This window comes from Microcoleus sp. B3-D2, from assembly GCF_036705345.1.
Classification (GTDB): Bacteria; Cyanobacteriota; Cyanobacteriia; order Cyanobacteriales; family Microcoleaceae; genus Microcoleus.
Map to the genome: position 1 here is coordinate 1 of NZ_JAUBUG010000031.1, position 12,747 is coordinate 12,747.

Annotated in this window: 13 protein-coding genes; 7 read left to right on the forward strand and 6 right to left on the reverse strand. The window is 43.8% G+C overall.

Annotation, left to right across the window (positions count from 1 at the left end):
• The first annotated feature begins 123 nt into the window (after window positions 1–123).
• On the forward strand, window positions 124–525 hold the full coding sequence (locus QUB14_RS13625) for a transposase (protein WP_333217472.1): 402 nt from the start codon (window positions 124–126) through the stop codon (window positions 523–525).
• Here the strand turns inward: QUB14_RS13625 and QUB14_RS13630 are convergent.
• From QUB14_RS13630 to QUB14_RS13645, 4 genes are all read right to left on the reverse strand, one after another.
• The gene (locus tag QUB14_RS13630; RefSeq protein WP_333217473.1) at window positions 470–976 is read right to left on the reverse strand and encodes a transposase; all 507 of its coding nucleotides are present in this window, start codon (window positions 974–976) and stop codon (window positions 470–472) included. The two genes, QUB14_RS13625 and QUB14_RS13630, sit on opposite strands and share 56 nt — an antisense overlap.
• A 48-nt stretch (window positions 977–1,024) precedes the next feature.
• Complete coding sequence (locus QUB14_RS13635; protein WP_333217474.1) at window positions 1,025–1,417, reverse strand: transposase; 393 nt, start codon at window positions 1,415–1,417, stop codon at window positions 1,025–1,027.
• A 371-nt stretch (window positions 1,418–1,788) separates the two neighbouring features.
• Entirely contained in the window at window positions 1,789–2,901 is a 1,113-nt protein-coding gene (locus QUB14_RS13640) for a glycosyltransferase (RefSeq protein WP_333217475.1), read from the reverse strand.
• 625 nt (window positions 2,902–3,526) lie between these two features.
• Entirely contained in the window at window positions 3,527–4,999 is a 1,473-nt protein-coding gene (locus QUB14_RS13645; protein WP_333217476.1) for a site-2 protease family protein, read from the reverse strand.
• Window positions 5,000–5,032: 33 nt separating this feature from the next.
• On the opposite strand from QUB14_RS13645, the gene QUB14_RS13650 reads away from it, so the two are divergent.
• The 4 genes from QUB14_RS13650 (at window position 5,033) to QUB14_RS13665 (ending at window position 10,030) form a co-directional block, all read left to right on the forward strand.
• Window positions 5,033–5,707 carry an MBL fold metallo-hydrolase gene (locus tag QUB14_RS13650; protein ID WP_333217477.1) on the forward strand — a complete coding sequence of 225 codons (675 nt, stop codon included), beginning with the start codon at window positions 5,033–5,035 and terminating at the stop codon, window positions 5,705–5,707.
• Between the two features lie 152 nt (window positions 5,708–5,859).
• Window positions 5,860–6,420 carry a sugar O-acetyltransferase gene (locus QUB14_RS13655; RefSeq protein ID WP_333217478.1) on the forward strand — a complete coding sequence of 187 codons (561 nt, stop codon included), beginning with the start codon at window positions 5,860–5,862 and terminating at the stop codon, window positions 6,418–6,420.
• Between the two features lie 189 nt (window positions 6,421–6,609).
• Complete coding sequence (locus tag QUB14_RS13660) at window positions 6,610–7,074, forward strand: hypothetical protein (RefSeq protein WP_333217479.1); 465 nt, start codon at window positions 6,610–6,612, stop codon at window positions 7,072–7,074.
• Between the two features lie 595 nt (window positions 7,075–7,669).
• Window positions 7,670–10,030, forward strand: a complete 2,361-nt coding sequence (locus QUB14_RS13665; protein WP_333217480.1) for a cache domain-containing protein — start codon at window positions 7,670–7,672, stop codon at window positions 10,028–10,030.
• 409 nt (window positions 10,031–10,439) lie between these two features.
• Here QUB14_RS13665 and QUB14_RS13670 read toward each other — a convergent pair whose 3' ends face one another.
• Window positions 10,440–11,039: a cytochrome b/b6 domain-containing protein gene (locus QUB14_RS13670; protein ID WP_333217481.1), complete on the reverse strand. Its 600-nt coding sequence runs from the start codon at window positions 11,037–11,039 to the stop codon at window positions 10,440–10,442.
• 197 nt (window positions 11,040–11,236) lie between these two features.
• Between QUB14_RS13670 and QUB14_RS13675 the strand changes: the two genes are divergently transcribed.
• Both QUB14_RS13675 and QUB14_RS13680 read left to right on the forward strand, forming a co-directional pair.
• The gene (locus QUB14_RS13675; protein ID WP_333217482.1) at window positions 11,237–11,818 is read left to right on the forward strand and encodes a manganese efflux pump MntP family protein; all 582 of its coding nucleotides are present in this window, start codon (window positions 11,237–11,239) and stop codon (window positions 11,816–11,818) included.
• Window positions 11,819–11,938: 120 nt separating this feature from the next.
• On the forward strand, window positions 11,939–12,493 hold the full coding sequence (locus QUB14_RS13680) for a glutathione S-transferase family protein (protein WP_333217526.1): 555 nt from the start codon (window positions 11,939–11,941) through the stop codon (window positions 12,491–12,493).
• 84 nt (window positions 12,494–12,577) lie between these two features.
• Here the strand turns inward: QUB14_RS13680 and QUB14_RS13685 are convergent, their stop codons facing one another.
• Window positions 12,578–12,715, reverse strand: a complete 138-nt coding sequence (locus QUB14_RS13685; protein ID WP_006634808.1) for a photosystem II reaction center protein K — start codon at window positions 12,713–12,715, stop codon at window positions 12,578–12,580.
• Between the last annotated feature and the right edge of the window lie 32 nt (window positions 12,716–12,747).

The following is a 12,747-nucleotide window of genomic DNA, read 5'->3' on the forward strand; positions in this document are numbered from 1 at the left end:
TCCTGGCACATCTTTAGATGAACTCATCTGTGCCTACTGCGCTCAATAGTGTCTCTTTTTTATTTGAAATGACTATAGTATTTTTAGATGAGACTGGAGTATTGCTAGGTTTAAACCGAACTCATGCACGTTCGGAACGAGGCAAAGCGAGCCTATGCGGTTAAACCTTTTTACCGAGGGAAAAAAGTCACAGTAATTGGTGCAATTAGTATCAAGCGAGTAGTAGCACTCATGACAATGGATAACTCAATGGATGGCAAAGCATTTGAGGTATTTATCGAAAAATGTTTAGTGCCACAATTGTGGTCGGGAGCAGTAGTAGTGATGGATAATTTACCCGCGCATAAAGTAGATTCAATTACATCGATGATTGAATCTGTCGGTGCTTCTATTTTATGTTTGTCTCCATACTCTCCTGATTTTAATCCGATTGAATTATGGTGGTCGCAACTTACAGCACATTTCAGGTTTATGAGGTACAGTAGCAGCAGTTGGCAAACCAATTTTTTAGATGCTGAGGATTGAACAAGTCAAGGGCAGTTGCAATTAACGTATCAACCATTTTTGTTGTCGTAGGGGAAAACTGACGTAAAAAAGCTTTCAATTGTGACCACCAATGTTCAATTGGATTAAAGTCAGGAGAGTAAGGAGACAAATTAAGAACACTTGCACCAACTGATTGAATTAAAGTTTCAATTGAAGCTATTTTGTGGGCAGGAACATTATCCATAACAACAACTGCACCCGACCATAACTTTGGGACTAAACATTCTTTTATAAAAACTTCAAAGGCATTTCCGTCCATCGAACCATTTAAATTCATTACTGCTAAAACTTGTTTTAGGCTTACTGCCCCAATAACCGTAATCTTTGCTCCCCGATAAAATGGTTTTAAATCATATACTCTGGTTCCATGATGACTCCGAGACTTGGGTCTCGTCAACCCTAGTAATACGCCCATTTCATCTAAAAACACGCTTATTTTTAGGGTCTATGTTTTTAGCTTTTTCCCATTACTCACATCTCAATTTTTGAACTCTTTCTGTCGCTCCTTGGCTACTGCGTAAAGTCTTTTTTTTATGGTCAGCTTCTGTTTTTTTAATGCCCGACACATACTACTATTACTAACCCATTGACCGTGGGTTTGTCCCCAATATTCGCAGTATTCGGAGAGGGTGGCATCTGGATATTTTTCAACCATAGCCGCTAGCTGGGTTTCATATCCATCCATTTCACTTTTCATGCTTCCACCCTGCTGTTTTGGTTGTACATGACCTTTAGTTTTTTTCATCTCAATCAGTTTTTGTACGAAACTTTTGCTAATATCAAATCGGGCGGCAACTTTTCTGATTGAGGTGTCCCCTTGCTCATAAGCTTTAACAATTTTTTCCCGGAAGTCGATGGAGTACGCTTTCATTGTCGTAGTTGATACACTAATTTTAGTGTACCTCATTTACCCGCAATCTGCTGTAAATCTTTATTGCGAAAGTTTTCGCCAACGACCACTAAAATGGTTGATACGATAATTGCTGTGGCTCTTGACTTAATTAATCCGAAACATCTTAAAAACTGGTTTACTAATTGCTGCTAGTGTACCTCATAACATCCGGAAGTGCTGTAAATCGACGGCAAAGTCGATCGGAATCCCATTCAAATCTATCACTTTTATTTCTCTACAATCAGCTCGGGCATTGTAATCAAGCAATTTAGTCCCGGACACCCCAGATTCATTCCTTCGCAGACTCAGGACAGGAGTAATTCTCCAATCCAAAATCCCAAATCCCAAATCTAAAATCGGCTGACCATTTTTTCATGAATCATCTTCATCTGTGACAATTCTTCCAGCAGTCCCTGCGGTAGGGGAATTTTCACAGCTTCCAGCATACTTTGAATCCGATGCCTCCAATCGTGACGGGCTAAACTCTCAACATAGTTGCGTTTGTATATAGAATTAAGCCTCACTTCGTCCTGTAAAAGTTCATTAATGAATTCAACACTTTTTTGCGGGTCATCGGGCAACTCAATAGTAGCATCTTCCCAATTCATCAACTCATCCATTAGATGTGTAGTTGGACGCTTCCCAACTACCGCACCGCCAGTCGCAGTACCATAAAACCAACGCAGTGTAATAAACGAGTAAGGAAACCGACGCATACCAGGATAGAGCGTGTCAAATGCCAAGGTGAGTTTGCTATGTCTGAGAATGTGAAATAGCAGCCGAGTATCTGGCTCGTCTCTACGCATTTCGTAAGGCAATTTCGGAAATTCCTCATCTTTTCTGGGCGTAGATTTATAGTAAATTTGTTCGGAACCAGGTTGATTGAATTTATTGAAAAACACAGTGTCATACTGTGAAGGTATCCGCCCGAAGCTTGTTAAATCTATTGAACGCTTGAGTTGACACGAACCCTGAGCGAGAACATCAGCAGCAAAAGGTATCAGCGATACTGGTATACCAAAACGTTTTTTCAGTTTATCTCTAATTTCTGGAAGTGCAACGAATAAATGATCTAAATGATAGACATTTTTTGAATAAATTTCCGGTGCCCAAGAATCGAAAATATAAGCGATGACAACATCAAAACGCTCCCTCCACTTAGGTATACTTGAGAGTAGTTCCAGATCGACTCCTGATATCCCAATCATCAGTAAAACATTGGGTTTGTTCGACAATTGAGGTAAAAGTGGTAAATTATATAGACCTGTAGTAGACTTAACGGCTTTACGGACTATTCGAGCGGCTAGCGGATAAAGTGTGGATGACCACTGGATTACATCGCGGGCAGATGGTACCAAAAGTTGTGCGTTGCAGGTTCGTACAACAATATTTTCTAATTCAAAAACTGGATCCCAGGATACAGTTGAGATTAAAGCCCGTGAAGAAAGTACAAAAATATTCATAGCTGGATTTTAATTTTATTAAATGAGTTCGCACATTATACCAAAGACGAGGGGATTAGGGTAGATTCAATAGTCCTGGACGCAACAATCCTATGGATAGATGCAACCACGGAGGGATTGCCCCTACAAAACCCTAAAAGTACAAAAATATTCATAGCTGGATTTTAATTTTATTAAATGAGTTCGCACATTATACCAAAGACGAGGGGATTAGGGTAGATTCAATAGTCCTGGACGCAACAATCCTATGGATAGAGGCAACCACGGAGGGATTGCCCCTACAAAACCCTATATCTAGAGGCTTTGCGTAAGTCCTGTTTAATTAAAGTTGAAATGCCAATTCCTTTGAATCGACTTCCCAATTTACTTAGCTACTAGCTAGCAAATCTAGCCGATCGCACTTATGGCAGCACTTGCAGTGGGTCAATATATCGCCCTATCAGGAAAAACAATAACACATCTATAATCTTAATGTCAATATTGATTATGAATTTTTAACAATATGTATTTTGTCGCTGAGTCGTGATCGCGTCTAGAAAGAGCGGGTTGATAAATCCTAAAGTGCCTAGGATTTATCAACCTTTTCCCTCTTCCTCTTTCCTCTTTCCCCTTCCCCTTCTTTAGACTAAACATTTAACCACTCAAGGAGTACCCTGGGCGCCGGCAACAAAATCATTAACAAAAGCCCGATCGCCATTAGCCCCAAAAAATCCCGTCGATTATCCAATTCACTGACATCATTCAACGCCGGTTCGTCGTTTAGTGGTGTGAAAAATAAAATAATCGCCCACAGCAGTAAACCCTGTTCCAAAAAAGAAAGCAGCAACATACAAAGTCTAGCAACTTGCCCGATCGCCATACTCGCTCGCTGGCCGAACATCGCGTGTACGATGTGCCCGCCGTCGAGTTGTCCCACCGGCATCAAATTAAACGCCGTCACGATCAAACCCAAATAACCCGCCACCGCTACCGGATGCAAATCGATCGCAGTTTCCGCATTCAAAGCGCCGCCCAAGGTTAACTTGCTCAACAAAGTCATCAGCAGCGAAAAACTGGGTTTGAAAGACTCAAAATTTAACATTCCCGACTTGTCAGACAGCGGTACAATAGTCGAATGATTCAAACCCCAAATTAATAATGGCACTGTCGCCACTAAACCCGCAAGGGGCCCGGCAATGCTAACATCAAATAAAGCTCGGCGGTTGGGAATTGGACTCCGTATTTGAATGAAAGCCCCAAAAGTTCCTAAGAAAAAAGGAATCGGGATAAAATAAGGCAAAGTCGTGCGAATTTTGTAGAATCTGGCAGCTAAATAGTGGCCGGATTCGTGAATTGCTAAAATTGTAATTAGAGCCAGCGAGTAAGCCAAACCCTGGAGCAATATTGATGGGTTGGACTGCAAAGCTTGTTCAGTAACTCCGGCAAGTCGCGCCCCGACAAGCGTAGTCGTAAACACCGTGATCACCAGCAAAGCTAATGCAAAAAAGGGTCGGGTTACAGATTCGGTTTTGACAGGAGTTTCCCCTGATTGGTGGCTGGGATTGGGAACTATAGCAAAAAAAGGTTGACCGCTCAAGCTGTTTTGAAATACTACTAAAAAGCGATCGCCAAAAAGCCTCTCCACATTCTCCCGAATTGCCTTATAAGCAGCCTCGGGGTTTGTCCGCAACTGTCCGCGACAAATTACAGCCTGCGGCCGAAATTCCAAATCTCGCAAAAAGTAAATTGACCAAGGAAAACAATCGCGCAAACTCGCTTCTTCCGCTGCATCGATCGGGCGCACGGGCGGTTTTGGCTTTGCAGGTTCAGTCGCTTCTGCTGCTAGCTGCTCAGCAGTTTCGGCGGTAATTTTCTTGCGCCCCAACTGTACCAAAAACCAATACAAAAAAGGGCAAACCAGAAAAGGTATAATTACCAACTCCGGCGGTACAGTTTTGCTGGTACCGTAAACTAAAATCCAACCACTCCAAATCAGCGCGGGCGCCATCATTACCAGCCACAGCAGCCATATCGGAGTCCTGGTGATGCGGCTGGTGCCGTTCTGCAACAAGTAGTACGATATCAGCCCCAATACGAACAACCATAGTAAAAAGAACATAATATTTATCCCATTCCCTTCTGAAATACTTCCTTGAAACAACAGACTTTAGTCTCCAAACAACCCAGGCCCGTGCTCGACAATATCCTTGCTTTCCCGCCTAACCGGGAAACTCTGGGTGCAACAGCCTATTTCATTGTAGAAAACCAAACTAACATCCTGGTGGATTGTCCCGCTTGGGATGAGATTAACCAAACATTTTTGCGGGAACACGGCGGCGTGCGACTGCTGTTTCTCACGCACCGCGGCGCTATCGCCAAGGCGCGGGAGATTCAGGAAGCCACGGGGTGCGAGATCCTGATTCAAGAGCAGGAAGCTTATTTACTGCCGGGTTTGAAGGTGACGGTTTTTGAGCGAGAATTTGTTGTGAGCGATCGAATCAAAGCATTTTGGACTCCTGGCCATTCTCCTGGTTCCTCTTGCCTTTATCATAGTGGCAGCGGTGGAGTGCTGTTTTCGGGTAGGCACTTGCTCCCCAACCGAGAAGCCGCCCCAGTACCGCTGTTGACGGCAAAAACTTTTCACTGGCCCCGGCAAATTAACAGCGTGAAGTCAATTATCGATCGATTTTCGCCGGAAACTTTACAGTATATTTGTCCCGGTGCAAATACTGGTTTTTTGCGGGGAAAAGGATCGATCGATCGAGCTTTTGAGCAATTAGCCAATCTAGATTTAGCCGTTTGTTTGCAGTCAAAACCTGAACCCTAAATGTATGCTGAAACATCAAAAAATAATCTGACGCGCTAATTATAGCGGTAAGGTGCGCCTAGCGCACCCTACATTATTCTTCAGTCTCTTAGAGAGGAAGTTCGTTGGTGAAGTAGCGGTTTCAACCGCCGATTCTTACCTTAAAAAAAACTGTGGAAAAAACCGAAAAACAAAAAATGCTCGCCGGCGAATTGTATTTAGCTGCTGATGAGCAATTAATTTTAGAGCGCCAACGAGCCCGCCGCCTCGCCAGAACCTACAATTCTACCCGCGAAGACGAACCAGACAAACGGTTAGAAATTCTCGCAGAATTGTTCGGTGCAGTTGGGCCAAAAGTTGAAATCGAGCCACCTTTCTACTGCGACTACGGCAGCAATATTTATGCTGGAAACGGATTGTACATGAATTTTGGTTGCGTGATTCTCGACTGCAATCGAGTTAACATTGGCGAAAACTTACTGTGCGGGCCCTACGTGCAAATTTACACAGCTTTTCACCCCACAGACCCGGAAATTAGACTTTCTGGCCAAGAACTCGCCGCTGAAATTAATATTGGCAATAATGTTTGGATTGGCGGCGGCAGTATGATTTGTCCAGGAGTCACTATTGGCGACAATAGCACGATCGGCGCAGGCAGTGTTGTTGTCAAAGATATTCCCGCAAACGTCGTGGCGGCGGGGAATCCTTGCCGAATCATCCGGCATCTACCTTGATGTGGTACGATCGACACAATCGTGCGATCGGCTCCTTGGAGCTTAACCCAAAAATTTTAGGTCTTAGAACAGCCGGTTTGATATTTTTCACGTAAAATCCCCGAAAAAAACGCTGGAAAAAATCTCAAATCTAAAATCTAAAATCGCTTAATTTATCGTTCCCGGTTTCCACACTACCAAGCTTTTCTTATGACGACTGCAACAGTTTATGCCAACGCTCCCGATCTCTGCACCGACGACTACATAGCAGTCGGTGTAGCTACCTGCTTCATCAAAGAAGAAGGCGAAGTTTTTGAAGTGCAAGTAATCGAAGCTATTCCCTCAGCAGCTTTGGAAGCAATTTTGAAGGGAATTCCCACATCTTATTTAATGATTTGCGGGACGACTTTGGGAGCAGTGCTCGACGGCGACACACCCAAAATGTTGCCAGAATTCCCTACCTCAGCTCAGTTTAGCGAAGAATTTGGCTTTCGGGCGATCGCCGCTGCCCGCACTTACAAAATCCGCCCCCAAGCTCAACTTCACATTCCCTTGGGAACAGTTCGCAACGACTTTACTTATTCCTTAGAACGCAAAAGAGTGCTCAACTCCGAGCGCGTCATTCGCACTGAAGACAATGTGAAACAGCACGAACACACTCACAAGGTTCTTTAAACAAATCGCGCAACTCGGGCAATTTAACAGTGCCTCAGCCAGCGGATGCACCGAAAAGAGTTCCGAGTTTTGAGATGTAATATGAATTCCGGTTGCACTCCTCAATTTGATTTTTGACTGTTGATTGTTGACTAAAATTATGCTTTCGGGCCAACTGACTGTTGGGATTTTTGAAAAATACCGAGGCAACCGGAAACGATGTAAATTAAAGATTTAACAAGTTTTGAGTTCATTAATGAAGGAAAACTTTTTAATATTTCGTTATTAAGACAAACACCAAACATCTCAATGTAGGGTTCGCATTACTCACATCACCTAATTAACATAAATTATTAACGACTGTTAAGAAAAATCTTAAGTTGTTAATAAAAAGTTTTAATTAATAAAATAAATGATAGAATATTATTCCAGTTTAACAAGGTGAGCCGGCCGGCGGGAAAAAATTAAAAAATCCCGCAATTATTGAAGGCTAGTAGTTTCAGACTACTGGCGTGCGGGCGAGTACATCGCAGGTGAGCTAAGGATTTCAATCTCACAAATTGGTCAAACCATGCGAAGCTTTGCGAGAGTAAAGTGGTGGAAATTAACTCGACTATTGCCAGCGGAATTAAAGGGCGAATACCATCTTGGGTACAAAACTGCGCTCTTAATTTTGGGCGGAACAATTCTGGCAGCTAGCATCACTGGTTGTATTAGCTATCAAAGCGTTCGCCGCTTGATTATCACCAAAAGCGAGCGAAATGCTTTGTTAGAAGTTAGGGATCGCGCCAACAAGATCGATCGCTGGCTCGGCACTAGAAAGGCTGAGATCGAAATCCTCGCCCACACTCCTCCCGTTCGTTCGATGAATTGGTCCGTTGCAGAGCCTTATTTAAAATCGGAAGTAAATCGACTGCAAGAATTCCAGCACTTCGCCTTAATTGATCCCGACGGTTCTTATTTCACCACAAAAGTGGGCAGAGCGTTGATTAATGTGAGCGACCGCCAACACTTTAAAAAGGCAATGGCTGGGAAAGTTTATGTTTCCGATCCTACCATTTCTCGCACGCTCAAAGGACAAAGTATTGTTCCCATTTCGGCTCCGGTGTGGTCAAGTTCGGCAAATTCTATTGATAAAAAAGCACAAAAGCCGATCGGAGTAATCAACGGCGTCATTAGCATCGACCGAATTGCCCAAGTAGTAGGAAAGCTGGAATATGGGGCAGGAACTTACGCTTTTGTTCTCAATTCTCAAGGAGTGCCGATTGTGCATCCCGACGATCGATTAATGGGAAATATAGACAAATCGGCGCCCAGTCTTTTAGAGTCCGCAGATGCTAATTTGGCGAATGTAGCCCGGGAGATGGTTTATCAAAAAACGGGCATTTCGCTGACTAAAATCAACGACGCCAGAGTTTATGTTGCCTATCTTCCTTTAGAACAAGCTGAATGGTCGATCGCCCTCGTAATTCCCCGCGACAATCTCGAAAAAGAACTCCTTCCTTTCAAGATACTAGCAATAGCAGCCGGGGTACTTGCCGCCGCAGCTATTTTCGCAGCAATTGTGGCGCTCAAGCTGTTTGCCCTAAATGGCATTCGCAGTCGCACAGAAGGCCTTCTCCACCGCTTGACTGGGCGCATTCGCGCTTCCTTGCACCTCGATCGCATCCTCCAAACTACAGTAGACGAACTCGGTACTTTACTGAAGCTCGATCGAGCAATTTTCGCATGGTACGATCCCCGACAAGATACTTTAGAATTTGGCTGGGAATATTGCCGGGAAGGTTTGCCACCACGCTTGGGAATCTTTGGTGTTCCTGGAGGGCCCTCTGGAGATTTAGCTGCACGGCTTCACCGCTGCGAAACGATACTGCTACATAAAACCGCCACTCCTAATGCCACATCGTCTGAGGAACACGCCTATATCGAACTCACAAATAGTCACTACGCAGCAGTACCCGTACTAACTCAGAATCATCGGCTTGGATATCTGTTCGCCTGTGCAAACCGGCAGTTTGCAACTCCCGACGAGGTGGAAGTTTTGGAAGCAATTGCAGACTCGCTGGCGATCGCAATTTCCCAATCCCAACTCCACGGGCAAATTCAAGAAGAACTCAAACTTTTGGAAGAAGTATTAGCAAAACTCAGAATCACCGAAGAGCATTTAGTACAAAGCGAAAAAATGACAATTGTCGGTCAACTAGCCGCCGAAGTTGCCCAGGAAATTAATAACCCGATTAACTTTATTTACGGTCGCCTGATTCACGTTAACGATTATATCAAAGATTTGCTCAATATAATTCGCCTCTATCGCGAACAATATCCCGAACCTGTGCCGCGAATTGCCAAAGAAATAGAGGCCTGCGACCTAGATTTTATCAGCGAAGAGTTGCCGCAAATTCTCAACCTTTTGAAAATAGGAGCCGATCGCATTCGCCAGATAGTCCTTGCTTTGCGGAAATTTTCGCTTCCTGACGAACCCAACAAAGAACACGCCAACCTAAATGAAAGCATCGACAATATTTTGCTGTTGCTAGCGGGCCGGCTGGAGCCAAAAATATTAGTAGTCAAGGAGTACCACAACTTGCCGCCCATTTTGTGTTATCCCGGTCAACTGAGCCAGGTATTCGCGAGTCTCCTCAGCAATGCTATTGATGCTCTTAAGAGTATTGAAAACTCCGATCAAATTATTACAATTAAAACAGATATTGTCGAGGGTTATCCCGCCAGGTTTATTGCAGTATCGATCGCCCACAACGGCGCCCGAATTCCCCCGGAAATTCAACACAGAATATTTGACCAGTCTGGTCATACTAAATCATTTAAAAATTTTACAGCATTGGACTTGTCAGTTTGTTATAAAATTATTGTAGAATTGCACGGCGGCAGCCTTACAGTTGAATCTCCAGTACAATCTCAAATTAAATCTCAAACTGGGGGCGGTGCTGAGTTTATGGTGAAATTGCCGATCGTTTGATATCGCATCTTGCCGCCAGGGAAACCCCTCGCTAATCTTGCCAGCAAGCTCCGCGAAAAGCTTAATGTGGTTTCGCAGTCAAGACTTTAGTCCTCATAAAACAGAGCGCTGAAGTCCTCACTATAAACCTCATATCATTTCCGGTTACACTCATACATGATGTTGACTGTTGACTGTTGACTGTTGACGCCGTGAACAGTGAACAGTCAACCGTCAACAGTGAACTCGAATTTACTATTCCGATGCTAACGGATTTGATATCACGATCATTTGTTAACCCAAATTGCTATGATAGGATTAGGGAAATAATAAAGGTGCAACCACAGCAAACAACCAACCTCCCATTACCAAGACTTCCGCAACAATTAATAAAATATTTTTGTTCATTTTCAAATTAAGCATTTTCACATTAAGAGCGATCGACCAAAGAGCGAATTTTCTTCCACCAAGCCGCCGGCGAATCTTCCGGGCGATATGCGGCATCAAACATCGACAAAATTAGCGGCAAACCCCCCACCTTCGCACTCATCAACAAGTGCATTGCCAGACAAAACACCAATACCACCCAACCAGAAGCGTGTAAATAATACCAAACCTGCGTCAATTCCCCAGCCGGCAGCCATTCTTCCTTAACCATACTGCCAGAAGCGATCGCCCAAGTCAGTGCCAGCAACATCAACGTATTCACAATCCGGTGCAAACTGTACCACCAAATCGGTTTTCCCAACTGCGTTAGTTTCCCAAAAGAATCCGGCTGCACCAAGCGTTTTTGACCGGGGTGGAAACTGTACAATGCAAAAGCCGGCATTATTCCTAACAGCAACATCTTGCCAAAAGTGCCGTGAATCCCAATAATATCTGCAATCTGAGGCACGGGGACTTTGCCAAACCGCCCATCGTAGGTGTTGTAAACCAGAAATGCGCTCAAAATTGCTAAAAGGGCGATCGCAGCGTTAACCCCATGCAGTAACCTGAGCAGCAATGGCTGGTACGGTCTAGATGGCGCCATAGTCGATTCTGCTACTTCATAAATAATCTTTTACACAGTACAGCTAAGCGGTGATTTTTTCAACCCTCGCCAATTGTGAAATAAATGTGAGTCAAAAATGAATATATTATGATAAGAACGCAATTATATCAAAATTTAGTGTAAACTAAAACAGTCAAGAGGAACACTTTATTTATAACACCTAACACTTTACAAAAATGGATGCAGCCACTACCATATTACTTTCGTTGGGACTAGCAGCAGATGCTTTTGCTGTTGCTGTTTCGAGCGGTTTAGCAATCAAACACATGAAGGTCAATAAAGCTTTAAAAATCGCCTTATTTTTCGGAGGGTTTCAAGCTTTAATGCCCGTCATAGGATGGTTGCTCGGTCTTAGTTTTAGTTTTTTGATAACACCGATCGACCATTGGATCGCTTTTGGGCTTTTGAGTTTCATTGGCGGGAGAATGATTTATGAATCGCTGCAAAGCGAAGAATGCGAGAAAAAGTTCAATCCCTTAGATACGGGGACTTTGATAACCCTGTCGGTGGCGACGAGTATCGATGCCCTCGCAGTTGGCCTGGGATTTGCTGTCCTGAAAGATTCTATTGCTCTTGCGGTGACTGCGATCGGGTTTATTACTTTCTTTTTAGCCTTTGCAGGCGTGTTTATCGGGCACAAGTGCGGCAACTTATTTGCTAATAAAATTGAGATATTGGGCGGAGCAATTTTGATTTTTATTGGCAGCAGAATCTTGTTTCTGCACTTGACAGAACTGCCATTAGTTATCGGCAGTTAGTAATTAGTCAGTAGTCATTAGTGGAACAGTGACATGAAAGTCTCTAGTGGCTGCAATTACCAATTACCAATTCCCAAAAAATGCTATAACAGCAATATTGCGTTAAAGGATAAAAATTTTGTGCTGAAACTTTACGGCGGAGCCCGCAGCAGGGCCTCAATTGTCAAGTGGTATCTAGAAGAAATAGGAGTTCCCTACGAATTCGTCATGCTGGATATGCAAGCAGGGGCACACTTGCAGCCAGAGTATCTCGAAATTAACCCGATCGGCAAAGTACCGGCAATTGTTGACGGAGATTTCAAACTTTGGGAATCCGGCGCAATTCTGCTGTATTTAGCTCAAAAACATGGTAAAATGCCCGCGACTTTGGAGCAGCAAGCTCAAATCGTGCAGTGGGTCACGTTTGCTAACGCCACCTTGGGGCCGGGAATATTTGTCGAAGCCAATCGCGATCGCGAAACTCCCAAGTTGTTAAAACCCTTAAATGAAATCTTCGAGAAACAGCCGTTTTTAATGGGTGATGAATTTGGCGTCGCCGACGCAGCAGTCGGGTCAATGTTGGCCTACATTCCGATGATGCTAAAACTAGACCTCAGTGCTTATCCGGCAGTTGTAGATTACATCAAGCGGATCTCAGAAAGACCGGCTTTCAAAAGTGGGATCGGCGGTAGCTGAAGGCACAAGGAAGAGCGAAACAAAACTTAACATCTAAAAGCAGGGGCAATTCTGGAATTGCCCCTGCTTTTATTAAAATCAAACTTATCTAAATCCGACAGCCGCCTGCCAAACAAAAGCCAGCAGCAAGAAAAATACGGGAATGACCGGCAAAACATTAACCAAAGGCTCAAAAATCGAATAAGCTTCGGGCAGTTTTGCTAAGAGTAATGCAGCTTCCATGAATCAACCTACCTATCCAACAGAATTTTCAT